The sequence below is a fragment of the Stygiolobus caldivivus genome, assembly GCF_019704315.1.
Taxonomy (GTDB): domain Archaea; phylum Thermoproteota; class Thermoprotei_A; order Sulfolobales; family Sulfolobaceae; genus Stygiolobus; species Stygiolobus caldivivus.
The window spans coordinates 26,180-50,949 of record NZ_AP024597.1 but is presented as its reverse complement, the minus strand read 5'-3'; the positions used below and the strand labels follow the sequence as shown (position 1 = coordinate 50,949).

23 protein-coding genes and 3 pseudogenes are annotated in these 24,770 nt (G+C 37.7%); 17 read left to right on the top strand and 9 right to left on the bottom strand.

All coding sequences use genetic code 11. From position 1 onward, the window contains the following. Nucleotides 1-214: 214 nt before the first annotated feature. From KN1_RS00245 to KN1_RS15060, 4 genes and pseudogenes are all read left to right on the top strand, one after another. Entirely contained in the window at nucleotides 215-466 is a 252-nt protein-coding gene (locus KN1_RS00245) for a VapB-type antitoxin (RefSeq protein WP_221288623.1), read from the top strand. After that, nucleotides 459-887: a type II toxin-antitoxin system VapC family toxin gene (locus KN1_RS00240; RefSeq protein ID WP_221288621.1), complete on the top strand. Its 429-nt coding sequence runs from the start codon at nucleotides 459-461 to the stop codon at nucleotides 885-887. The genes KN1_RS00245 and KN1_RS00240 overlap by 8 nt, the downstream gene beginning before the upstream one ends. Nucleotides 888-1,114: 227 nt before the next feature. Then, a complete protein-coding gene (locus KN1_RS15065) occupies nucleotides 1,115-1,315 on the top strand; it encodes a hypothetical protein (protein WP_420857153.1) in 201 nt (66 codons plus the stop codon). Nucleotides 1,316-1,334: 19 nt separating this feature from the next. Then, nucleotides 1,335-1,964, top strand: a pseudogene (locus KN1_RS15060) (hypothetical protein). A gap of 305 nt (nucleotides 1,965-2,269) precedes the next feature. Here KN1_RS15060 and KN1_RS00230 read toward each other — a convergent pair. The 6 genes from KN1_RS00230 to KN1_RS14625 form a co-directional block, all read right to left on the bottom strand. Next, nucleotides 2,270-2,923 carry a hypothetical protein gene (locus tag KN1_RS00230; protein ID WP_221288620.1) on the bottom strand — a complete coding sequence of 218 codons (654 nt, stop codon included), beginning with the start codon at nucleotides 2,921-2,923 and terminating at the stop codon, nucleotides 2,270-2,272. Beyond that, the gene (locus tag KN1_RS00225; protein WP_221288619.1) at nucleotides 2,920-3,720 is read right to left on the bottom strand and encodes an ATP-binding cassette domain-containing protein; all 801 of its coding nucleotides are present in this window, start codon (nucleotides 3,718-3,720) and stop codon (nucleotides 2,920-2,922) included. Before KN1_RS00225 ends, KN1_RS00230 begins: the two co-directional genes overlap by 4 nt. A 3-nt stretch (nucleotides 3,721-3,723) precedes the next feature. Beyond that, nucleotides 3,724-3,963: a hypothetical protein gene (locus KN1_RS00220; RefSeq protein WP_221288618.1), complete on the bottom strand. Its 240-nt coding sequence runs from the start codon at nucleotides 3,961-3,963 to the stop codon at nucleotides 3,724-3,726. A 163-nt stretch (nucleotides 3,964-4,126) separates the two neighbouring features. After that, nucleotides 4,127-4,276: a hypothetical protein gene (locus tag KN1_RS00215; protein ID WP_221288617.1), complete on the bottom strand. Its 150-nt coding sequence runs from the start codon at nucleotides 4,274-4,276 to the stop codon at nucleotides 4,127-4,129. Nucleotides 4,277-4,284: 8 nt separating this feature from the next. Next, nucleotides 4,285-4,557, bottom strand: a complete 273-nt coding sequence (locus KN1_RS00210; protein ID WP_221288614.1) for a hypothetical protein — start codon at nucleotides 4,555-4,557, stop codon at nucleotides 4,285-4,287. A gap of 557 nt (nucleotides 4,558-5,114) precedes the next feature. Continuing rightward, complete coding sequence (locus KN1_RS14625) at nucleotides 5,115-5,258, bottom strand: hypothetical protein (protein ID WP_225905738.1); 144 nt, start codon at nucleotides 5,256-5,258, stop codon at nucleotides 5,115-5,117. A gap of 573 nt (nucleotides 5,259-5,831) precedes the next feature. Between KN1_RS14625 and KN1_RS00200 the strand changes: the two genes are divergently transcribed. Next, complete coding sequence (locus KN1_RS00200) at nucleotides 5,832-6,995, top strand: glycosyltransferase family 4 protein (RefSeq protein WP_221288612.1); 1,164 nt, start codon at nucleotides 5,832-5,834, stop codon at nucleotides 6,993-6,995. 785 nt (nucleotides 6,996-7,780) lie between these two features. Here KN1_RS00200 and KN1_RS00195 read toward each other — a convergent pair. Beyond that, nucleotides 7,781-8,767, bottom strand: coding sequence for a glycosyltransferase family 2 protein (locus KN1_RS00195; protein WP_225905840.1), 987 nt, complete (start codon nucleotides 8,765-8,767; stop codon nucleotides 7,781-7,783). Nucleotides 8,768-9,889: 1,122 nt separating this feature from the next. Here KN1_RS00195 and KN1_RS00190 point away from each other — a divergent pair. From KN1_RS00190 to KN1_RS00140, 11 genes and pseudogenes are all read left to right on the top strand, one after another. Next, nucleotides 9,890-10,366, top strand: a complete 477-nt coding sequence (locus KN1_RS00190; protein WP_221290401.1) for a DUF973 family protein — start codon at nucleotides 9,890-9,892, stop codon at nucleotides 10,364-10,366. Between the two features lie 942 nt (nucleotides 10,367-11,308). Then, nucleotides 11,309-11,716, top strand: coding sequence for an AAA family ATPase (locus KN1_RS00185; protein WP_225905737.1), 408 nt, complete (start codon nucleotides 11,309-11,311; stop codon nucleotides 11,714-11,716). Between the two features lie 4 nt (nucleotides 11,717-11,720). After that, a complete protein-coding gene (locus KN1_RS00180) occupies nucleotides 11,721-11,960 on the top strand; it encodes a hypothetical protein (RefSeq protein ID WP_221288608.1) in 240 nt (79 codons plus the stop codon). A gap of 763 nt (nucleotides 11,961-12,723) precedes the next feature. After that, on the top strand, nucleotides 12,724-13,323 hold the full coding sequence (locus KN1_RS00175; RefSeq protein ID WP_221288606.1) for a type III-B CRISPR system CMR subunit Cmr7: 600 nt from the start codon (nucleotides 12,724-12,726) through the stop codon (nucleotides 13,321-13,323). Nucleotides 13,324-13,333: 10 nt separating this feature from the next. Further along, a complete protein-coding gene (cmr4, locus tag KN1_RS00170; RefSeq protein WP_221288604.1) occupies nucleotides 13,334-14,191 on the top strand; it encodes a type III-B CRISPR module RAMP protein Cmr4 in 858 nt (285 codons plus the stop codon). Next, nucleotides 14,181-14,642 carry a type III-B CRISPR module-associated protein Cmr5 gene (cmr5, locus tag KN1_RS00165; RefSeq protein ID WP_221288602.1) on the top strand — a complete coding sequence of 154 codons (462 nt, stop codon included), beginning with the start codon at nucleotides 14,181-14,183 and terminating at the stop codon, nucleotides 14,640-14,642. The genes cmr4 and cmr5 overlap by 11 nt, the downstream gene beginning before the upstream one ends. A gap of 16 nt (nucleotides 14,643-14,658) precedes the next feature. After that, entirely contained in the window at nucleotides 14,659-16,095 is a 1,437-nt protein-coding gene (cmr1, locus tag KN1_RS00160) for a type III-B CRISPR module RAMP protein Cmr1 (protein ID WP_221290399.1), read from the top strand. Continuing rightward, nucleotides 16,092-16,943 carry a type III-B CRISPR module RAMP protein Cmr6 gene (gene cmr6 / locus KN1_RS00155; RefSeq protein WP_221288599.1) on the top strand — a complete coding sequence of 284 codons (852 nt, stop codon included), beginning with the start codon at nucleotides 16,092-16,094 and terminating at the stop codon, nucleotides 16,941-16,943. Before cmr1 ends, cmr6 begins: the two co-directional genes overlap by 4 nt. Continuing rightward, the gene (gene cas10 / locus KN1_RS00150; protein WP_221288598.1) at nucleotides 16,940-20,068 is read left to right on the top strand and encodes a type III-B CRISPR-associated protein Cas10/Cmr2; all 3,129 of its coding nucleotides are present in this window, start codon (nucleotides 16,940-16,942) and stop codon (nucleotides 20,066-20,068) included. The genes cmr6 and cas10 overlap by 4 nt, the downstream gene beginning before the upstream one ends. Then, nucleotides 20,068-21,021 (top strand): type III-B CRISPR module-associated protein Cmr3, encoded by a 954-nt coding sequence (cmr3, locus tag KN1_RS00145; RefSeq protein ID WP_221288596.1) that lies wholly within the window; start codon nucleotides 20,068-20,070, stop codon nucleotides 21,019-21,021. Before cas10 ends, cmr3 begins: the two co-directional genes overlap by 1 nt. Before the next feature lie 749 nt (nucleotides 21,022-21,770). After that, nucleotides 21,771-21,962 (top strand): annotated as a pseudogene (locus KN1_RS00140) (ISNCY family transposase); the annotation flags it as partial. A gap of 175 nt (nucleotides 21,963-22,137) precedes the next feature. Here the strand turns inward: KN1_RS00140 and KN1_RS00135 are convergent. Then, entirely contained in the window at nucleotides 22,138-22,620 is a 483-nt protein-coding gene (locus tag KN1_RS00135; RefSeq protein WP_221288594.1) for a hypothetical protein, read from the bottom strand. Then, entirely contained in the window at nucleotides 22,595-24,004 is a 1,410-nt protein-coding gene (locus tag KN1_RS00130) for an AAA family ATPase (RefSeq protein WP_221288592.1), read from the bottom strand. Before KN1_RS00130 ends, KN1_RS00135 begins: the two co-directional genes overlap by 26 nt. Before the next feature lie 419 nt (nucleotides 24,005-24,423). Between KN1_RS00130 and KN1_RS14620 the strand changes: the two are divergent. Next, a pseudogene (locus KN1_RS14620) lies at nucleotides 24,424-24,622 on the top strand (RNA-guided endonuclease TnpB family protein); the annotation flags it as partial. Nucleotides 24,623-24,770 lie beyond the last annotated feature (148 nt).

The following is a 24,770-nucleotide window of genomic DNA, read 5'->3' as shown; positions in this document are numbered from 1 at the left end:
TCCCGACTGCACGCCAGATGAGGGATGTCAACCCGAACCGATGGCGGGAACAATGAACCGCTTCATAGAGGAACCCTCACCTCTACGAGGTGGTGAGGAAATCAGCTGGACAACACATACCAATATACCCGAAATTTCCTCTAAACTGTAATAGGGACTACCATCAGTCCCTGATGGAAAAAAGCTTATTATAATGGTATACCCATATAATATTATGGTAAACGTCGTCATTACTATAAAGGTGAATGAAGGAATTGCCAAACTGATTGAAAAGATGATCGAGCTCGGGATCGCCAAGTCGAAAAACGAGGCCGTGAACCTATTAATAGAATATGGAAGAGTTGAAATAGAGAAAAAAATACGTGAACAGGAAGAGGTCATGAAGTTGGTAGACGAATGGTTTAAGAACGGTTTTCCATATAAAAAGTTGGACACTTCCGACTTGAGGGAAGAAAGGTATGAGTGACCCACATTATGTAGATACTAACGTTATTTTATCCCTAGTGGAGGAAGACCCTAATTATGAAAAAGCGATAAGGATAAGGGATATCAGGAATTTGGTCACCGGCGAGGTAACGGTTTTAGAGCTTAACTCTTTTTACTCTAGGAAACTTAAGGATGAAATTAAGGCTAAAGCTGCAGCCCTTTACTCGTTAAAGTTTTCCGACGTGAGGGTAACTGAAGTTGACTGGAACAGGCTGTTGAGAAAAAGTGAGGAACTTTCTTTAAGGCTGCAGTTAAAGACGTTAGACATATTACAGATATCATCTGCTACACTGATCGGGGCCCCGTACTTTTTGACTTTTGATAAGGACATACTGGGTAAAAAGGAGTTGGTAAAAATGTATACGGGGATAGAAGTCAATGAGTTAAGTAAATTAGGTTAAGTATACTTTGTCAGGTACCAAAGGGCAACGTCAATTTTCTCGTTTAACAAAGTTTCTGGCCTTACATTAACAGCACTGTTACCCTTTATTTACTGACCGGGTATAAGACCCTCCAAGACCGCTTTACAAAGGTAATTTCGAAAATATTATATAGCTTTTATCGGAAAATCCTGACAAGGTTAGCGAACCGTGAAAACATTTTAACAATTATGGCGATTAATTTTGGTATGATCAAGGAGAAGGCAAGGGAGCAGTACTACAAAGCACTTGAGGAGGCAGTCAACGAGGTAGCCCAGTCTTTCACTGGGGTGAGAAAGGACGTCGCAAGGAGGCTAGTGTTGGGAGCAATCACGGGAGGAAACGCCATAGAGATAGCCCAAGAGACGGGGATGGACTACGAGACCGTGCTGAAGGGGTTAGACAGCTAGTACAAGCTTGACCGAGGTAGTGAAGCACTTGGTAGGGGACCACCCTGTCCTCCTCATAGTCGACGACACCCACGGCCACAAGCCCTACGCTAGAGCTATGCCGGTCTCAAGGAACGGGACACGAGCCTTCTACTGCAGGGCACACAAGGAGTCCAGGCCTCGATCCAGCCCCTTGTAATAGGGGTCAAGGACTTGACCAACAACGAGTTGTAGTCAACACCACCCCTTACGTACCTAGAAAGGTGGAGGAAGAGAGAGGGGTGAGGAGGTGGAGTCCAAGATAAAGGTTGACGTCTCCCTAGAGTTGTTACCCTCCCTCGCAGGCTTCAACGTGAAGGCTATAGTCTTCGACTCGTGGTACGTGAACTCTAGGACTCTCCGTGGAAACACTGTGGGGGAGCTCAAGTCTAACGCGCGGGTCGTCGAGGGTGGCAGGTCCGTGCCCGTTGGCGAGTTCCCCCAAGGGGAGTACCTAGTGGAGTACCTAGGCACTCCCATCAAGTTATTGGTAGTAGACGATTATAAAGGTTACGGGAGGGGGTACTCCTCCTCGACCGACCTGCACGACACACCCGAGGACGTCACCACGACGTGGGGGGACCGTTGGGACATTGGAGCCCTCATAAGGGGGCCTAAATCGTTGGGGTAGGGAGGGATCCCTCCCTAACCCGGGTAGGGACACGGGCTTAGTGGCCCTGAAGGCCCTCTCCCTCCTTATGGTCCGGTAGTTCAAGTACTCCACGGGTCTGGACCTCGGAACAAGGAGGTCGTCCAAGCTCATAAAAAGTATCTACCGTGTAGCAGGTGGTATCAAAAAACTGTTCAGAAGGAAGAGAAAACCGTAAAGTGCTATCCGATAAAAGCTACCGGAATTTAGTTTCTTCATTATCATTGGTTTGGATAATATTTTAGTAATTACTTGCATTTAGAAATTACTGGATCAAATAACTTAGCTTAAGATATCAATTTTTCTGAACTAAAATTCTTTCCTATTAAGATGGTTAATAGTACCGCTACTATAAGGAACACTATTCCAGAGTATAATAGTATCTCCTCTATCTCTGTTTCTGAAGTCACTGTTGTCGACGAGTATATGAGTATAAATAATAACCCTACACCGATATACGTTCCTAAGGGTGACCTAGAACTGCCAGAAACTCTCTGTAGGTAGGCAAAATACATTGAAACTGGTACAATAATCCACGATATTCCTATACTGTTAGTCAGTAATATGACGAAATACGCCATGTTGTGTACGAAAACTCCTAAAATGTAAGATATTAAAGCATCTATTGGCACTGATACTAATAAGTAAGACACTGCATAGATATAGAAAATCTTTTCTGGTTTAAATCCCTCCGCTACTAAAAACTCAAGAAGCCCGTTCTGTCTATCGTCTGTGAATAGCCCTACCGCTAAAGAAGAGAACATTATACCGAATAACGAAGGGGATACTAAAAAACTCGAGAGTATTATAGGACTCATTACTCTTATTTTGAATATGTCATATAAATCAAGAAACAAGGCAGTTATTGATAATACTAAAAAGTATACGGTTATTGCCCTACTTCTGTTAACCATCCTTCTTATGAAAGTCGTGTAAATCATTTTAACAGATCCTCCAGAGGGTTCTTCATTTCTTTAACCTCATAAATCTGTATATTCCTACTTAATAACTCTTGTATTATTTGGTTAACTTTTGAAGGGTCGTCAACTGTGATAACAAAGTACTCGCCTTGGTACTCCCCGTCCAGTATTTTAGAGAGGTCTTGCGAAGCCCTTATCCCTATCTTATACTCCTTGAGCCTAATCTCGCTTATCGGCTTAAATAACTTAAGCCTCCCTCCATCTATCACTAAGACGTACTTCCCGATGTCCCTAGCTTCGTAGAGGTTGTGAGAAGTGTAAATTACGATTTTTGACTTAGATAGTGAAACTATCTCCTCCCTTATCCTTGACGCGGTAATAGGGTCTAGATTCTCGGTAGGTTCATCAAAGAGGTAAATATCGTGATCCTTTAAGAAGGTCTTTGCAACTGAAACTCTCTTCTTCTGTCCTTGAGATAAATCAGTAATCCTCTTGTCCAGTAAGCCCTTTAGGTCAAATTTCTCGACCACGTTATTAACATCCCCACCTAAAATGCCAGAAAAGAACTCTAACGCCTCCCTTACCGTCATCTCGTTAGGTAATGCTAAGGAATGAGAGAGGTAAGCTATCGACCCTTCCTTTACAATTTTTCCTTTTAAGGGCTTAAGGATTCCCGCAATAGTCCTTAGTAAAGTTGTCTTGCCCGCGCCGTTCCTACCTAAAACAATATAAACTCCACTTTCCTTAATTTCAAACGAAATGTCTTGTAGGACTAACTTTTTACCGTAGCCCGAACTGACGTCATAAAGGCCCAACACCTATTACCACCTGTGCCTCCTTGGTATAAAAATCAAGGAAATTACGAAAATTAAAAAACCTATAATATATAGAGGTGGATTTCCAATAAGTATCCCAACTACTATAAGTGCTACACCGACCGCTAATATAGGTATACCTATTTTCAAATTAGGCTGAATTTTCCCCGAATACACAATGATAATTATAGCTATGAGAAATATTGTAGGCAAAATTGTGTAAAATAAGATAGGGAAAAGGGACACGATTTATCCCCTAGCAGAATATTTCACATGCGTCTGCTGCTTCAGCAACGCATTCCTCACCGCACGTTATAGAGTCGGTAATTATCTTACAGGGTTGTCCATTGCATTGAACTTCTGTGCAGAACTCCAAGGCTAATTCACTCGTCTCAGGCATAATATCACCCTATCTTTCTATTTTTACAAAGCTTGACCCTTCCCTTTTCATTTTGTCTGCTGGTTCTTCTATAGTCATTTTTGATCTAGGGATTCTATATCCGCCACCTAACACTTTAATAATGGATTTAGCCCCATGAGTCATCTCTATTGCTTTCATATCCAATTCTAAGTAGTCCCCTTTATTAAGTACATTGGCAAATTTTCTACGTTTATAATTAAGCCGTTTTTTGATAAGTGTGACACAACTACATAGTGTACTCCATTGCCTACATCGATATCTATTTCATACCCTTCACCATATGGCGTTTTTACATATCCTACTGGTATCTCATCTAGGCTTCCATGCCTTTTCTCCAAGATTTGTACTTCACCCGGTGGCTTAGGGGGTTTATCGGGATTTTCCTCTATTACCTTTGTATGATCTATTATTTCAACCATTTTTGTTCCCTAATAATAGTTGTTTTAAAAAAAGTTACTCTTTAAGATTTTCGGTAATGACATGAATGTTAGTAAAAATTGTGTAAAATAAGCCCTCGATATTATACAAAAAACCATTAGTGACCCTCATAAAAACTAAATGAAGACACACAATAAAATTTATTAAATCTTATCTTAGACCCACAACTTCATTACCCCGAAAATAATTCAAGGGAGTTAAAAATTGGATAAAATAATAGTTTAACTAAATATTCTCGTAAAGTGATACTTTCTTGTAATAACAAGATAATTAATAGTAAGCTGAAGTCTTCTTTACTCGTTGTCCCATTGAGGAATTAAGTATAATGTGTATATTAGCATTGTTAGGATGAATAATCGGAATTTCTTGATGAGGTAAAGATGAGGAATAATTTAAATTATCTTGTATGATATCTCTGTTGGTGTCCTAACCTTATTATACCACCTATTCACGTTTAAGTCTGTTCCCTTTGCAAAGTATTTCTTTTCCCTACCATAATGTACTATTAGCCTGAATGTTGCCTTCTTACCCCTCGATTTTACAGCATATTCTCCATCAAAATTGCAATGTTTTCCACGGGTAATGAAGTTGAGAAGTTGTTAATTACGTCTACTGAGTAAAAGCCTGCATCTAGTACTACTAGTTCTATCTCCGATCCAAGTTCTAGTATTTGTTCTGTCAAGTTTTTACTATCTCTACTCTTGTCATTTTCTATGCGTGTGAATGCTAGTATTTTCCCCTTTACTGTTGCGTAATTCCACGCGTAACCATATTCTGATCCGCTAATGCGAAAGAGAGTGCATTATCGATACTTAAGAGTATTAATAATAATATAATTCGTATAATAGTCGGATTTTTGCTAATTTCTATTCTTATTGTTATTATAATAGAGCTTGTCATGAATTTAGTTAGTCAGTATCAAGTTTATCTTACTCATATTACTAGGATCAGTTTTTAGTTCTTGATTTTTATTCCTGTTTTTATCTTTTCATATATTAAGCTCCTTTTGATAGTGTCGTCACCTCCATATAAATTTATTAAATGATCTTTCTTTATAAGGAGTATAAATATTGAACTAACATACATATTACTATGTGATAAAAATTCATAGAAATATAAATAGCTTAATAACGACACTGTGTCCACTCTCGCATTTTTAAGGAGTTCTCTTCTGTTATAAACTGATGTTACACTAATTAATATTTATAAGTATAATATATAAGCAATTAATAATTTTTTATTTACAGTACCAAATATGAAAATTTTATTCGCGTTGGTCAGAACGAAAGTGTCGGGCGGAGTTAGGTATATCTTTGAAGTAGCTAACGGATTAGCGGATAAGGGTCATGATGTAAAGATAGTTTCTTTATACGGAGATCATACTTGGTTCAGGAATTTGAAAGCAGAAGTTATTTATAAACCTTTAAAACTAAACAAATTCAGTGTCCTTACTTATAATCTGTATAAAATTTATAGATATCTAACCTTGAGAAGCGCTAGGGGAAGCCCTTATGACACATTTCTGCTAATATCATCTGCACTTGGAGTGAGACCAGATTCTATAGTCGAATTAGCAGGATTAATCAGGAATTTTGACGCTGACGTAACAATCGCAACGTATTATTTAACCGCTTTTTCAGTCTGGTTCTCACAGAATAAGAACCCGTTTTACCTTGTGCAAGATTTTCCTGAGCTGGTTAAAGAATATGATGGGAGGCTCGGTTTAAACGTGTTTTTCCTTTCATTGAGGCTACCTTTTTCCTTTGTGACGGTGTCCTCATATGCCAAGCAAATCATCCTTGAAAATAACCCGACAGCAAAAGTCACGCTCGCTCACCCCGGCGTCAATTTAAACGTTTTTAAGCCTAAGAGGGCTGACGGTAAAAGCGAGGGGAAAGAGAAGGTAATGGTAATATTGAGGGGGACTAAGTTTAAGGGCGATGAGATCGCCTTGAAAGTCCTGAAAAATGTTAATAAAAAAATCCCTATCCACGCGGTTATCGTAGGAGGGAAAAGCCTGGTTAGACACTATGCTAAAACTATAGGCCTTGATTTCGAGCATTCGGTCTTTTCTAATGTATCGGATGAGGTCTTAGCTGAGCTCTATTCTTCCTCAAACGCCTTCCTTTACACCTCTTATGCTGAAAGTTTCGGTTTACCCCCTTTGGAAGCTATGGCGTGCGGTACTCCGGTAGTCATGACCGATAATAAGGGTTCCAGTGATTACGCTGTAGACGGGTTTAACGCCTTGATTTCACAGCCCGGCGATGTTAAGTCTTTATCTGATAATCTGCTAAAATTGTTACAGTGTGATAAGTTGAGGGAAACGCTGATTGAAAACGGTTTAAACACTGCAAAAAAGTTCACATGGGAAAGAACAGTAGAAAATTTCGGGAACGCGTTGAAGGAGATAAACTAAAGTGTAAAATTGTATATTAATAAAGTTAAATAATTTTTATTTATTATATCCTTAGATAATATAACTTTCTATTAATTTAATAAAAATAATTTTATTTATAAGTAAATTAATAATATACACGTAGATTGTAAAAGATTATAAAACTATAACAAGGGTATTTATTATAGTTAAAAAGTTCAGCCTACAATCGAGAAAAAGGTCATTAAAAGTTATAATAAGCTTTCAGTTGAGTCGCTACATAGCGGTGTAATTATAATTAGGGGGCTTTAACGACTTAAGATGACCACGTCAAGTCGTGGTATGACCTTCACAGCTTCATTCTTTTCACTTAAAATCCTAGCGAGAAACGGATAACGTTACGGTAAATCCCAGAATTAATTTCTCCATTACCGGACTAAGATATAGAATGTTAAGGCTTGTCCTAATTGTCTCCGTTAACTTCTAGAGCTTAGTCGTATATTTAACAGTTACTAATTTAGATTAATTACATCGCTATAACGGGGAAAAATACTATAATTTATTTTTAAACCCTCATAGTATTTCACTAACTTAACTCTAACCTCTGATCCTATACAGCTGTGGAGTTCTAGTTACAAATTTTAAGCCTTCGTTAACCCGATTTTTTATTCACTGTAATAATAACTTAGGTTATGCTATATAGTTACTGTTAACCGAGATTGTAACCGATTTTAGATAGTTTATTTCTATTTTTTATTATTATTATATAATTAACGTTTTAACTATAGAAGAATAGTCGTTTATACACTGACTTAGTACAAAATGAGTTAAGGACGTTGGTAGTTAAGTTCTGTTAACTTACTCCTTATCCACTTCTCGTCTTTCCCTTCCTTAATTGCCTCTAGTGCTATCCTTAAACCCGCCCTTAGCCCTTCTATCATGGCTCTTTCCTGCTCGCTCTTCTTCCTCAAATTCCACACCGCTAGTTTCGTCTTAACGTCCAGGGACAGCCTTGTCAGGTCTAATTTATAGAATTTACTTAAATAATACACAGAAAGCATAAGCTCAGCATACCTCTCTTTTATCCCGCTGACTGACTTGGGGCGGCTTAATGAATCCCTCTCTTCGTGCGTTATATTACAACAGCTGTGGAAATTAGCGCTTACATAACCCTTCCTAAAGGTGTGCAAGGCTAGGAAAGGTTCGTTACCTATTCCTCTAAGTGTCATAGGCAATAGCCTGAAGTCCTTATAGACTTCTCTCTTGACGCTCATGTTAACCCCCATAAAGCTAAACGACTTTACATAAGGTGTACTGACTTTACCTATATTCGGGTTTCCTACAAGGATCCCGGTCTTAGCGTAATAGGTAGAGTACTCATAAAAGGAGGGCTCTAAGGGCGGTTCCATAAACTTGTTATAGAGCCTTTTAAAGAAGCTGGCCGGGCTCTGTGAACTCATTATTGGGCCGAGGAGACCTACTTCAGGGTATTTTTCATGCAACCTTACGTGGTCCTCTACCCAGCTTGGGGACGGGACTGCGTCGTCATCGGTAGTTATTAAAATATCCCCGTTAGCTCTTGAGTAGAGTAAGTTTAAAGCCTCATCGAAGTACCCCTCCGTCTGGTGGACTATTTCTATATCTAGCTGTCCTGAGTATTTCCTCACTACCTCTTCGGTCTTGTCCCCTTCCGAAGGTTTATAGACTATTAACACTGAGAACTTCTTATAAGTCTGCACTGTTAGTGCATTTAGCAGTAGACCGATAGTGGTGCCGTTATTTTTGTACGTCGGTAGACCTACTGTAACGTCCATCACGGCTAATTTAGGTTCAGTAATAACTAAAAGTTTTCGGTCAGTTAGATTTTACGTTAGGGGTCGAGGGCGTGCAGTGACCTTTTGAGTGCGGTGATGGTGTCGTTGCTAAGCCATTTATGTTTGTATAAGGAGTTCTGCTTATTAGTAGGGACGGTAACCAGGACGATGTAACACGTCAGCGTCATTGTAACCATGACGTAGTGTCATAGGGTATGCAGAAGTTTCCGTATAGGGACTGCGGCAAGTACTTTCTTGTAAACGCGATTTGTCACTGCTCTAAGGAGTGGAGGGAGTAGGCTTTAAAGGCGATGCTAACCGGATGATGGTAATTCTGAGGTACTTAACGTGCCTTTGGGTACCGTTTTCACTTAGGTAAAGCGTTATGATAGGCAGGAGAAGGCTGCTGGCTAAGGCTCGGTCAAGGTTAAGTCGCAACAGTTGCAGGTCATGGACTTACTTGTACAGAAACTCAAGGGCATTTTACAAGTCACGTGTAAATGAGCCCCTGGGCTTTTACCTAATTACTCTGCGAGCGATGGGGTGAGGGCACTTTACGTGAGGTCCGCTCGTCAGAAGACTGTAGGTTAGTAATGACTATAACGTTTACTTTCGGTTAAAAACTGTAACGAGTCTTACTTGTTAACCGCAGCAAGTCACCGAGAGATGGGCTTACTAAGGGGGGCTGTTAACGTGTGCACAGACGTGGTGGAGCATTCCGTGCACCGGTCTTATCAGAAAGAAGGTTAATCTCAGAATCTGTAGCTTAATAACGGCACTATCACTACACTCGTTGCAACTCTTGCAATAGTGAATCTAAACTCCTCGCTCCATGTAATCCATTTACTTCTATGTACCTCCAACAAGTTTTCGTAGATTATATCTGATGATCTTTGATATATTGAAAAGGAGGGGAAATAGATCCGGTTCAGCCTTATTTTTTGTCATCTTTTTACGCTTCAATACTCGCTTTTTTGCAGCCCGGGTAAAGGTAGCCGAGATTACAATATATTTATCATAGCAGGTATTATTACTGTGCTGGCGACACTCAAAACGTATTACAACATAAAAGGAGATATAAGTGATTCAACGAGGTTAGGACAATTTTAAGTATACTTAAAAATCTTTGGAGATATACTCCTAGCCGGTTTAGGCGTACTTTTATTCTCTGTTTCTCCGCTTATATCTTCAGTACTCATTTATGTAGGCGTAGGTCGGGTTTTACCAAAGCTTTCATTGGGCAAACCTCCTCAGCATTATTATCAGCCCCAACAGACTTTACAACCTCCTCCTCAGCCCCAGCAAGTTTCTGCACCTCGACAATCCGTTCCCTATCAATATGGTTATGGAAGGATTTATAGTAACGGTATTGCAGAATTCACCGTCTATTCCCCGTATAAAGCTCAAATTATAAAGGCAAGTATTTCAGGAACAAGCTACACGACTACTGATATAGCTCCTAACCAACTAAATGTTGGTTATAATAACATAAAAGCAACATTTATAGCGAACCAAGGACTAATCCTAAATACCTCCTACACAATTCAACTATACCTATCTGACGGACAAATTGTAGACATACAAGCGTTATACTCATAAAGCGCATTATCTTTATTTTCTTTGAGGATTTAGGCCCTTAGCACAGCGATATAACACACTGAATTAATTGCTTGTAATCATTAATACAAGCGTTACACGTTAACGCCGCTTATATAAGACATAAGTCGTGTATATTTGACCGGATAAGGGCGTTTCTCCTCTTGGGCTCAAAGCCCGGCTGTTACCCTAACCTCCCTCCAAGCTGGAAGTCGGGCTTAAAGACCGAACAAAACATAAGAGCGAGTATATTTAGGGCACTAGCCGTAGTTTTAGATACGAGGTGAGTGGAGGAAAAAACTTAACATAAAATTTATTTTAGTTATAACGTCCGAAACGTAAATAATTGGATAGACTTGTATTTGAATATAAAAATAATTATTTACGAAAATGTAAATCCTTGAAATATATTGTAAGCGAGAGAAATTTTAAAATATTACATCTCGTCACTGTAACAATACCTAATTCCGGTTCTTATTTTTCTTACTCATTATTTTTGTCACCTCGAATAACGTCTGGGGGGAAACAGGGAATTAATCATCGGCTTGACAATTTATCCCCTATTTGGATTTAACTCCGCACTATTGGGGATTTACCAAGAGGAGCGGGTTAGCCTTATCGGGGAAGGGTGAAGCGATGTTTTCCTTTAGCAATAACATGCTTTACTCACGTCATCTAACTTGATTTTTATGACAGGGCATTTAATATTTACGAAACCCTTCTTGGAGAAATTACATCGAAAACTTCCGAGATGTGCCCGATCGGCTGAGGGCTAAGGTATAAATTCATGAAAAAGGGGAAAAACCGATACTTGCTTAGATACTAGGACAGTTTTTTTGTTAAGTTTGGTAATTAAATGTAATTTTATCTGGTCCAGCGAAATGGGCTATCCGCAAAGAAACTGAGTTCTTAAACCTTATAAACTAGTCTGATGAGACTAGTCCTATGAGATTATATTTTAGAAGACGAGAAGAAGAAAAGATAAGGGGCATTAACAGTTGGACTTTAATTTACGGGAGGAGAAAGACCGGAAAGACTACGCTCATAAAAAACAACCTAAAAATGGACTTTTACGCACTAATAGCGGACTCAAACAACGCAATAGACCTTAACGATAATATAATGAAAATAGACGACGTCATAAAGGAGGTAAAATCAACGCTATCCAAGGGAGGTACTGCAGTAATAGATGAATTCCAGAGGTTACCCGAGGTATTCTGGAGTATGATAAGCAATTGGAAAAGGGAAGGGGTCCTAGTCCTCGTGGCTTCCAGTTACGGGATAGTCAATAAGGTATTTGATAGGAATAGCCCGCTCCTCGGGTTATTTCTGCCAATGGATAATATCTTATGAGGACGTGCTTTCACAGCTGAGAGACCCCCTCCTTTCGGTGCTCTACAGAGACCCTTGGATAATCCCTTTTGTAGACAGTTATAACGACTTTGTTAGGGAGGTAAAAGGGCTTACCTTAGTCTCAAAGGGGCTAATAGGCAAGGTGTTCAAAGAGGAAGAGAGGCAGTTAAGTGAAATATATTACAAGACATTACTCCTCCTAGGAACCATCTCGCTACCACATCAGCATAATAATATCCTTTAACACCCCTACACATGAGCATTGATATACTACCATTACAATTAGTACCCTAAGTATGTAAAAGTCTGCTATTGATGATAATACTTTTGACGTGGTTAACATGTTTTCAAAAGAGTTTTATGCCTTGATGATACCTTATTATAGGGGATCTGCGGGTCATATTTCTCCCAGCGTCTCATAATACTACAGTCTTCCGATCCCCCTTAACTATTACGCAAACTTGGAGTAAAAATTCAAAATTTCTCGAGAGTTTACGTCATATTTTGAATAATTACCTTGTATACCTAAACATATATTTATTCAATTATTTGCACTCGTGACGGTCTCTTGACGAAATAGACAAAACACTCTTGAAATTGCAGTAGCGCCCAATAATATTGCCGGAAATAAATGTAAATTAAGCTTAAATAACTTCGTGGAAAAATGTATACTAAATATTAAATAAAATATTATATAAGTTCACTTCAAATAATACTACAAAGAAAGATCAATAATTGTCTTAAAATAATACTAAAAAGAAGATAAAATTAATTTCTGGTTATAAACATTAAAAACCGTGACTAAGCTAGTTAGATTAAACATGAGATTAGATGAAAATAGAAAAGTGCATTATCGAGTTATTTATAAGATTTTTAATATGGAATAATACATGAATCCGTTTTATATTCTCATTAGGAAATAGTTGTTCATTAATTATACATTAATGACTGCAGTATACCACATTACTTTAATTTTTATATAGTAGAATTATGAAGGTATATTAAATATGACAGAAATCTATTACGTGTTTGTTCCTTTAGTGAATAATGTAAATTACAACCTATCAAATAAAGAAAATAATAAGAAAAATTTTTCTGTGAATCATAGTTCAACAGGAAAAGAAATTAAAATTGAATTAACAGGGAATGATCACATATCTGGGATAAAGGAAAACGATAAAAATGGTAAGAAATATGTAGAGATTCATAACATTTTAGTTCTTACTGGATACGCAATAGATGAAAATAGTTTAGAATTAGTTCCTACATTAGATCCTTGTGATTATGTCAAAGGGATTCTCATAGCCGGTAAATTACAAGAGGAGATAGACAAAAAAGCTATGTCTATAACTTTCTCTAAAGATGAAGTAATGAATAAACTGTATTTTATAAGGAAATCTAAAGTTGATTTGAAAGAACAAGCAACAATTAAACTAATAATAGCGGAAAATAAAAAAGTGTCCAAAACCAAATATAATTCCTTAAATATTGACGAACATAAAATCCAAGGAATAAAATATCTCTATGGCATTACTGATGCCGATGCAATTAATGATTTGAAAATAAAGCTTAACGATATGATTAACTATTATAGCATAGGATCTTGAGGAAATCCTTATGGTTTACTACAATTTTTTTGAACCATTTTTTATTCACGCTGTCACCAACTTACATGTTGGGTCAGGTTTATCAGTAGAGGAGGAAATAGACCTACCCTTTCAGAGGGATGAGTTAGGTTACCCAACTATTTATGCTTCAAGCCTGAAAGGGGCGATAAAGTCCTTTCTCTTTAAAGAGTTTCCGAATAAGAGAGACGTAATTTATAAAGTACTGGGTGAGGATGAAAATCCCGAAGGAGCATCGCTAGGTACTTTCTTAGACGCAGTACTTTTCGCAATTCCTTCTAGAATTGTAGAGATTAATAGTGCTAGACCTCATATATGGGTCTACGTTACTACATACGAACTATTAAAGAAGGTTAAGTCTTATTTGGAATCATCCTCTCAATTATCTAATGCCTATTTTAGTTTACAAAATATAATCGATAATATACTTTCTAAGGAAGGGGTAAATATTGCGCTAGGAAGTCATTTAAAATACGCTATTTTAAATGAAGACTTCTACATTGAATTAGAGACTTTTGACGTTGACATCCCCTATATAACTGACGATAATGTGCCATTATTGGTGTTAGAAGATTCTAAAGGTAGGGAGGTAATTAATAGGTCTTTAATTAGGGTTAAGAGGATTAGGATAAATAGGAATACTAAGACTGTAGAGACTGGCGGTTTGTGGTCTGAGGAGTACATACCAATGAGGAGTATTTTCTTTTCAGTGTTTTTAAGTAAGGAGGGTAAGGAGAGTGCGGTGTTCATGAGCTGTATTTTGAGGAATTTGAGATACGTCATTCTAGGAGGTAAGGAGACTATAGGGAAAGGGATAGCGGAACTGAGGTGGGCAAGGGATGTCTTATGAGGATTACGAGTTAGCGTTGAAGGCTTTCGAAAAAGCGATTAATTCGTTGCCTAACGAAGAGGCTAAGAGAAAGTTCAGGAGCAGGGCGAGGGATATGGTGGAGGAAATTTACACTTCCGGTTTTATTCCCACGTTCTTTTACATAGTTTCTAAGGCTGGGCTTGAGGATAATGATAAAATGGACAGGTTAATTATGTTGTTATCTTCTCCCACAAGCGTTGACCTAGGCAGGGGTGATGAGGCATCCTATATGGCTTACTTATTTATTATCCTATATTATTTATCCGAAAGAGATATAGTGGATAGAAAATTCTTAATTGATAAGCTCAGATGTAATAGGTTAGAAGTTATAAACATGATGTATGAGTTGTCCCCTATAATTTCTGCTAGAATAAAAAGGTATTTGTTAGCGGTAAAAAGATTAGCAGAGGCTATGATTGAGGGGAGGTAAAACGGAAGAGTTATTAATGTCTCTTAGGCTGAAGGCCCTTTATCCCTTAACGGGAGGATATAATAGGCATAGTATAAACACGTTCTACGAGGAATTTGTTAGGCCTACCGAGATTAAGGGTTTATGGAGGTGGTGGAACAGGGTCTTGTTTAATACTGCAAGTTACGCAAAGGGAGGCAAGCTTTATACTTATGATTCTATAGATGGGCTTTTTGAAGACGTTTTTGGCAGTGAGGATAGGAAGTCTGCAGTTAGGTTAGAGGTTATGACTGAGGAAGGCAGTCAGTTTGAACTTCCTGAAGTAAAGCTGGATAAGGTGCTGAATTTTTTACTGGATAAGGTGGGGGATCGTTCAAAGGGTTATAAGAGGAAAATAACGTTAGACTATAAAGATAGTCTAATTGTTAAAGCTAGAAATACTCAAATTCCTACTTATTCTAAATCTAATATAAATATAGACGAAAATAAGGATCTAGTATTTAGAAACAATTTACTTAAGTTTGAATTATTAGGTTTTAGCAGTACTAAAATAGATGCTACTAAGATTTCTGGCAAGGATGTACTTGAGGAAATCCTACGCGATTTAATTACAGATTACTTAGAATATTTCAATATTAAGTGTGAAATAGAATTTGCTTTCAATATTTATCTAGATAAAAATCGCGAGCGAGAGAATTTTAAGGCTAAGCTTAAGTTCACGTTATATAGTCTGTTAATTTATATTCTGTTAGGAGGGATTGGGAGGAAAACTAGTAGGGGGTTTGGTAGTTTATCTATAGTAGACATTAAGTGCTATGATGAGGTATGTAGTGACCTGGAAAGCCACGTTAAGGAAATTTTGAAAGTAGAAAATGGAAAAGAGCTTAAAGAAAAATTAATGGATTTAATTCGTAGTGTAACCACGTATGATATTCATCTTTCCGATGAGAGGCATAGGTTGATCGAAGCTAATCTCGATGCCAATGCAGTATATTACTATTTCGCTCCAAATACTCTAGAACGTACAATATTTGCTAATGAGATTGATCCGAATAAGAATAAAATAGCTCAAATACTTAATTCCATAGTTGAAGCAGTTACAAAAGGAGGAAAATGTATTCGAATTATTCAGAATCCGTTAGCGTTTCTAATACTATTTTGTGGGAATAGAAAAAATGAGGAAAAAATTCTTAAATCTACACAAAATGTTGATAATTACTTAAAAACGTTAGGATATAATAATTATGACGTAGCCTCTTGGATGACTAAATATTATAATATTTTTGGCTCTAAGCAACGTAGACCATCAGCTTTAAGATTTAAAATATTAATGAATAACAGAAGGGCTTTCCTTTTAACATACTTATTGGTTCCGTCGTATATTGAATACATTACAAATAGTCCTGTTAAGATTGATTATAGTACATTATGTAAAGATCTTAAAACTATAGCAGACTGTGTGAGCAAAACATGACAATTCATCCTAATCTATTCGATATCTTAAATAAGTTGACACGCATAGGAGATATTAATCTATTCTCGGTGTTAAGTTTAACTAGCATAATATACAATAATTTTGAAGAATTTCTTTCAAATACTCTGACGTACAGTCTTGATAATCCATTATTAAAATATAACGTTATAATCCTAGATGACAAAAATAAAAGTAAAGACATTAAAGATAAGAAGAGCCTATTTAAGAAGGAGATAGCTGAACTTGTCTCAAAGAACTTTAAATTAAAAGATAAAAAAGCAAAGGAGTACTTTGATAACCTTAGAGAAACACTGAAGACGTTAAAATACACAGTAGTAGATGTAGAAATAACTACTAGAACAAAAGCTCTAATTGGGGTTTCAACGTCATTGGGCAAGTTGATTTTCGACTCTGGAATTTCCTTCGATCCTTACATGAATTTGCCTTACATACCGGCTTCTGAAATTAAAGGAATCGTAAGGAGTTACATTGAAGATAAATTAAGTGAGCAAGAGGCTGAGGAAATTTTCGGTGATGAGGAAAGAGAGGGGAATGCAAACTTTACAGACGCTTACCCGGTGAAGGCAGAGAATTTCGTGTTTGTACCAGATGTTATTACACCTCATTATAATAAGAAGAGGTCCGAAATGGATGCAGAACCAACACCTATTATACATTTAACAATTGTCCCTAAAGTGACTTTTCGCTTCTTAATTTATTACAAAAGAGAAGATTTAGGAAAACCAATCTGCTATACTTTACCGCTAGTCGTGATAAGAGGTTTAGGTGCTAGGTCCTCGGTTGGGTATTCATTGTTTGAATTAAGTAAAGTGGAGGCGATAAAATGAGTAACGAAATTTCAGTTAATAATTTCATAAATCAAAAATTACTAGCCTTAATCCATGATCCTCCAAACAAGGCATGGGTAATATCGGGGGAAGCACACAATTTAACAAGTGAAATAAAAAAAATCATTAGAAATGGAAAAGCACATGAAAAGGTAGCCAAGTTTATAGCTAAGCAATTATTTAACATGGAGAGTCTTGAAGAAAATATTGAAAATGCAGATTCACTAGCTAGTTCTATAGATAGATATTTAGGGAGCATTACATATAGGGAAAAAAGTATATTTAGGGAGCGCAACATACTCTTAAAAAATATCTTCTTGCCAAGTATTCAAAAGCATGTAGGTAACTTATTCCCTAAGAATAAGCCTGAATTAGATAATTTAATAAATAAATATAAAAAGATATTAAACATCAATAATATTGATATTTTAAGGTACCAGTTGTTTTACCTTATTTATGAATTAATATGGATAGATTCTGCATATGAAAGTAGTCCTTCAGATACTAGAAACCCTACCCACAGCATTTTCGACCATTTATACGCAACTGCTGCAATGATGAATTGGATATTGACATTTAATGGTGATAACAAAGATACAAGAAAAGGTTATTTACTAGGTATGGATACTGTAGGCGTTGCTGACTTCATAAGTAAGGGAAGGAAAGTAAGAGACTTATGGGTTTCAAGCTATTTAGTCTCGGCACTTTTATGGTACGTCATTACGGCTTTCATAGAGGAATACGGACCGGATGTAGTTCTCTTCCCATCATTAAGGTTTAACCAGTTTTACGCGTTCTATTTATTAGAAAAATTAAGGAAAGAAGGAATAGATAAGGAAGTAATAGATGAGGTTAAACAACTGGTAACCGAGTATATATTTAATGGTGACGACCTATTTGAGAAATTGAAGATCCCTCCGTATCCCATAATTCCCGGCAGGGTTACGCTTATCTTACCTGGGTTTAAGAGTGACGGAGATCATTATTCCCCCCTTCCAGACGATAATTACTTCATTTCGAAGGTGAAGGAAAGATATGATGAGGGGTGGAAGAGGCTAATTCGGGCTCTAAGGATATATTCACAAGAGAAGAGAGGAGATGGTTTCTGGAATTTAGTTTGTAACGTATTAAAAAGGACTGAAGAACTGTTACTTATCCCTCCTCTGAAGATCCGCGTAAGGCAAGTAAGTGTAGAGAAAAATGAGATATTTGAAAAAGTAAATAGCAAAAAACCGGCACTAAAGTCAGACGCATGGAAGGTCTACGATACTAAGTATCGTCAACTGGTTAGTGAGTTTAAGAAGGATAAACTGGTCAAGGTTACACCAGAGTCACACTTAAAACTGTTTGAGTTGACAAAAGACGGCAAGCTACCCCAATTCGGTGAGAAGTCAAAGAGGGGGTATGAATTCTGTACTTCTTGTGGGGTTTTGCCGGCAGTAGTCATAATGCCCAAAGAAGAGGAATTTAACAAGTTAATTGGCCTCGGGATGGCTAAAGACGAGAATGATTTAACGTGCATAAAGAAGATGATTTCGCCCGGCGAAAGGCTCTGCCCATGGTGTTTAGTGAAAAGGGCTTTAGGTGCTGAGCCTAGACTTATGAGGGTTCTGCTACTAGGGGGCCTTTACGACGTTGAGGAGATTGTGAAGGAAGTACTGACTGAGGCTGTTAAGATAGAGATTCCCTCAACGAGCGATGTCGCATCAATTAGGACTTTTGAGGAAATGATAGAGAAGAAAGACGAGCTATGTGAAGATTTAAAGAACGAGAAGGTTTGTGAGACGCCTACTGAGAGTAGACTTTCCATGTGGCAGTGGTTTAATGAGAATTATAACAAGGGTATAGATCTCACAATAGACCCGGAGGAACATTGGTTTAGTGAGGAGAAAAGGGGATATTATTTCTCGCTATTTAGAAAACACGGTATTAATTTTCCATCACCTTATTACGCTTTAGTTAGGGCTGACAGCGATTATTTAGGCGATTTATTGGAAGGTAAGTTGACTCCTTATTTGGCTGGAATTATTGATTCCGGTGATTATGCTAACATAAGTGCGAAAAAAGAGGAAGTAGATGAACTGCTAAAGGGATATTTAAAGGATTCGGCCAGCGAAAGTGTAGAGCCGTACATTCATTCGATATTATTATGTATAGAAGGGGAGAAGGAGAAGAGATGTTGCCCTTGTGCAGAAAAAATTTACTTAAATGAATTAATGAAGAGAATAAAGAGAGGGGGAAGGAAAGGAATAAATGAAAACGAAGTGAATAAAGAAGTAAAATCGACCATCAATTACTTTAACGAGATATTTAATAAAGGAAGGATAATAGTCACTCCAGCTTGGCACGTCTCAATTTCCTCAGCACTTAACAGAGGGCTTATTGCGGAGATAAATCTGATTAATAAGCATAAGGGGTTTGTCATATATGCTGGTGGAGACGACTTACTTGCTATGCTTCCAATAAGCGAAGTTTTAGACTTTATTAAGGAGAGTAGGAGGGCTTTTGCGGGATATGGAGACAGATTAGGTAATATGTGTTTGGAAGGCGGTTTTACAAGGTTAAATAATACATATTATCCAGCATTGCCAATAGTAGGGAGGAGTTATTCCGTAATTGTTTCTCATTACGCAGATCCCCTACCTACAATAATTAATGATTCGTATTACCTACTAGAAGAGGGGAAGGAGAGGATAAGTATAGATACTGATAAAGGGAGGATTAAGAAGGACATCGTAATCTTTAAATATCAAGGATTACAATCTGTAATTCCTCTGTCATTAATTAGGCCTATAGTTACTTCAAAGGACAGCTTTAAGGATATTGCGAGTGTCATAGAGTTAATCTTAGCGTTGAAGAGAAAGGTAGATGAGGGGGAGATTTCTACTTCTTTACTTTATGACTACGAGAATTATAGGGGCCTAATTACTTCTTCACCCTTACCGATCGCGAAGCCGTTACTAGAGTATTGGATAAAGAGGAATTCCTCCCTTAAAGATGCAAAATACCTTGTGGAGTTATTCAGACCAGAGTATTTTACAACAAGGATAGAAGGTTATCGGCTTAAGGGGGATTTGATATCTAACGTGGTTTATACTTTAAGGATAATTTATGGTGGTGAGTAATGGCAAAGAAGATTAAAATAAAACCTTTAGAACCATTAATGTTAAGGGCTCAAGGGGAATTTGAGCCTTTAGTTACCGGCTCACACGTTTCTGCACAGTCTTTAATAATCCCTAGGCCGTCAACAATAGCCGGGCTTTTAGGATACCTAAAATTCAGTGGAAGCAGTGATGGAGATTGGCTCACAACTCTTCTTAAACAATTAGGAGACGCTAAGATTTACGGTACTTTAATAGAAGAGGGCGATGAAAATTACCTTTACCCATTAAGAATGGGGAACCTGTTTGCCCTCGTCAATAGAGAAATCCTATTTTGTTTGAAAAAAATTTTAGATGGTATGAACGAAAAACATGAAGGGTGGGAAAAAGAGATTTATGATATTTTCTACGAGAAGAATAAACTTTTTGAATTAATTGATTTTCAAGATAGAATTGGAATAAGTTTAGATAGGCAAAAGAAGGTAGTTAAAGAGCATTACCTATATACCGCGAGGTACTTATCTTTTAAGAAGGACATAAATTATGTGGTATTTGTAGAGGGTAATCTCGAATTAAGTGAGACGATAGCTAATTTAGGCGGAGAAGGCAGGGTTGTTAAGCTTGAAGTTGAGGACGATGATGATATATTGAATAAAGACTTATCAGATGATTACTATCTTGCGTTATCTCCAATTTTAATACCGGACGACATTATAGACGATATTTTAGAAGAGAATTTAATAGTTATGGGCAAGGTGGATAAGGTTAGTTTGGGGTTTGATATTGCCCATAATAGAAGGAAGGAAATGCTTACTGCAGTGTTTGAAGGTAGTATAATTAAGAAAGAGTTTGTTGATAGGTATCAGAAGTGTATTAAAAACAGTAGTTTGTTTAAAGATTATGAGAAAATAGGCTATAATACTATTTGCGGAATAAGTAATCAAAATAATATGAGAAAAATATTACCAGATTCGTAGGGCAAATGTGGAGAAGTAACACACTCATGTCATCCTATGGCTAAATCTTGTCTTTTCGCTACAAGGTACCGAATTTTACTAGTTAAAAATGTTAACCATTAATTTTGAATTATCTTTAATCAGGAAAATTTTGTTATAAGCACAATCGAGAGGAAACGTTATTTCGAAACCTTTAGCAATTTTCACAGTGCAAAGTATACTCCACGGTATCCCGCAAAGCTTAGGCGAAGAAAATGGTCACGATACGTGATAGGGAAGTATTATGAAGTGTGGCCTAACTAGCTTAATCCACGCGTGAAGTGTAAACGAAGTTCATAAAGCTCTGAAGAAAATGATAAATTAGGGGACGGGGGGATCAGGTGTATACCCGTTCATCAAGGTTCAGCCCAGTCCGGTCTCCTTGCCCCGATTCTTGCTAAAGTTTAAAAATCTTTGATTTCAATTTAATTTGAATAGATGAGAAGTTAAATTTACAACCGGAAGAAAGTAAGCTTTTAATAGAGGAAAGTTGCCGGATAAGGCTCGGAAGTGTCTACCTGTGTAACTGTTAGATCGGGATGGAGACTGATATTCCTCTTTATAAGTACCTATAACTTAATACTTCTCGTACCAGATATAATATTCTTGGATAAGTTAAATAGCTACGTAAGAGTATTGTACTGTTCCTTAAATTTTATTTTATATTTTACCGTAATAATTGTAATACATTACTGTTTTTGTAAGAAAATACTAAAAAGACAGAGATAAGCATAGGCACTCCCATCAAGCTGTCGGTAGTAGGCGGTTATAGAGGTCACGGGAGGGGGTACTCCTCCTCGACCGACCTCAACGACACGCCCGAGGACGTCACCACGACGTGGGAAGACCGTTGGGACATTGAAGCCCTCATAAGGGGGCCCAAATCGTTGGGGTCGGAGAGGGATCCGTTCCTAACCTGGGTAGGGACACGGACTCCGTTATCAAAATCTACGTAAAACTTAATTTTAACACGACGTCTTATTTTGAATTTAAAAGATTATATAGGTTAAAAATTGAAATTCACGCAAAGTAGTGGATCACATATTGCCTAATAACGTGACGATAAACCTAATTATGGCCATTTCATAGGCACTATTTTTACTGGCATTGTTTTACCACCAGGTTTGGACTATATCTCGCTATAATCGGCCTTCTAAAATGTTTTACCGAATTTTTAAACGTCCTCACAGCCCTATCTAAGGTCGCAACTTCTTTAGGGTTTGCCACGATCACTAGGTCAATATTGACCCCTCTCATGTCTATTTTGCTTACTTTATTACTAAAATACTCAAGAAAGCACATGCAATATTCAAACTTGTTCAAATATGTATTAATATCCCTCCCCTTATACATTGATAGCTCATAAATACCGATACGCGAGTCTTCAACTATAATCGCGTCACAGTGCTGTGTATTTTTTACTTTTAGTTCCTGACTAATCATAGAACTTTTAAACAATTCTTCAAAGTCGAAAAAGTAAACGATGTTTTTATTGGAGATATCGTATTTGCATTTTTCATCCTCTTTGTTCTGTTTCTCATCGACTAATACGCAATCATTTGCTATTAGAATCTTTACCACCTCTGGATAAATATAGTTCGGAAAGCCAGCTTAATTCAATATCCATTACGTCCGTAACGCTGGGGACCCCTTCACTCACTTCCTCAGCAGGTTTTTCTTCCACTTTTCCGTCATGGAAATAATAGAACTTTACCTCCTTATTGTTTGCCTCTTCTACAGCTTTAGCTAACTCGTCGTCCTTAACTCCCAGTTTCTCCAGCAATTTTTTAACCTCTTCAGCAGTGGGTTTTAGGTAAGCCATAAATGAAAGTGTATATAATATTGTCTGACTATGAGTAGTTATTACCAACTTATTAAATAAAGACATGGCATAAAGGATAAGTGCCATGAGTACTTGCAACCGCTCGTGGAGTTGAGTTTCGGGCTCTTCATAAAGTATTAACTGTCCTTCCCCCACTGACAGAAGTAAGCTTACGGCTTCCATAACAGAAGCTGAGGTGTGTCTCCAAGGGATGGGCTTGTCTCCCTCTACGTACGTCAGCTTGTCGTTCAGGACTTTGACGTCACCGGGTATTAATGGTTTTAAGAGTTCGTATACTCTCTTATTGATCTCCCTCCTCCCTTTTATTTCATCGAAATAGGTTTCGAGTTCCTTTACGTCTCCTAAAATATTCTCTAGCAAGAAAGACTTATATGAAAAGAGAATTGGACTCTTAAGTGATTTCACTATGCTTTGTATAATGTCTACTAATAGACTACCTGATTTAGACGGCATATTACTGGCAGCTAACTCTATAAGAGTTAACAGTTCAAAAGTTACAAATGACCTTGAATAAGGTATGAGCACTACGTGACCTACCTTTTCTTCTTTTCTCAAATACTCGAGGAATTTTTCTTTATATTTATCGGCAATCCTTTTACCTACAGTAGGCATGATTACCTTACCTAACTCCGTATAAAGCGCCTCCTTGCATTTAGGGGTAAGCTCGTTAGTGAGGTGTATTATCACTTTTCCAGATTTTCCAGAGATTTTAACCTCATATGGCACTTCTCTTACTCCTTCACATCCTGAGGGCAACATTATTGAAGGGTTTACTAAAGTGTCCTCGAAGTCCTCAAAGAGGGAGTTCTCTTCTACAAACTTTGCGAATAAAGGCTCTGCAGAGAACTCCCCTTCTGGAAGTAATTCCTTAAGGTAATCAGTTGAAGGGTGGAACTTAAACTCGTAGGAATTGTCCTTTGTTACGTATTCGAGCTTCATACTCCCTAAATCAACAAACCCGTCTCCCACCTCGTTGTTAAGTAGAGGGTGTAGCGAATAATATATCGCCTTTAAAGCAGTCGACTTCCCAGAATTAGGCGGACCGAAAAATACCGTCAGGTCACCGAGTTCAATTTCGCTCTTCTCTGTGATCGGTCCAAGGGACGTGATCTTAAGCCTCATATACCTTATTTAAAAACACAGAGTAAATATTTATATGCAGTACTCAATACGTAAGGGCGGGTAACCCACTTGCTAAACTGTTAGATGGGTCTTCTAACGTGTCCTTGTCCAGCTGCTCAATTTCTCCGACTCTAACCATACTGCGTAACTGGTGTGCTTGCGTTAGACCCCTCGAAATATTTTAACTATCTTATCGTTAGACCATTTAAGAGAGCCCACCATTTCTGATGCCGTCAACACCCCCCGTAGCATGGTTTATAACGCGTCTTAATAGATGGTTAGTAACGTATCTATTCAATTAGTTCACAAAAGATCGAAAGCCTCGTCCCTTCTAAGGGTGGGTATGTAGGTCTATACACGTCTCTTTCCCTTAATTTCCTTCAACGGTTAGGAGGGGCAAAAGCCTCAACAGAGTAGCTATTTTGGCGAAGGTCGGCTTATCCGACTCCCTCTTAGCCTTAGTCAATAACTACGTGAAAGCACTACGCACTGTTCTGGATAAATGAGGATGTTCCAAACCTGGAAGAGAAGGGAGTATTGGGAAAGATCCACGAAAGACTATACGAGAAACTAAGGAGTGAGTACAGACTACTATCAAAGACCGCTGAGGGCTGTTATCTGGTGCTCCCTAATGGGAATTACAAGAGGGGCATAACTACCCCCCCCCCCATTTATATAATTAATCAGGGTCTTAATCCGTTAAATATTTGTAGCTTATCTGTTATCATGAAGCTGGTTGATTAGAGGAAAAAGATAAAGACCAGAT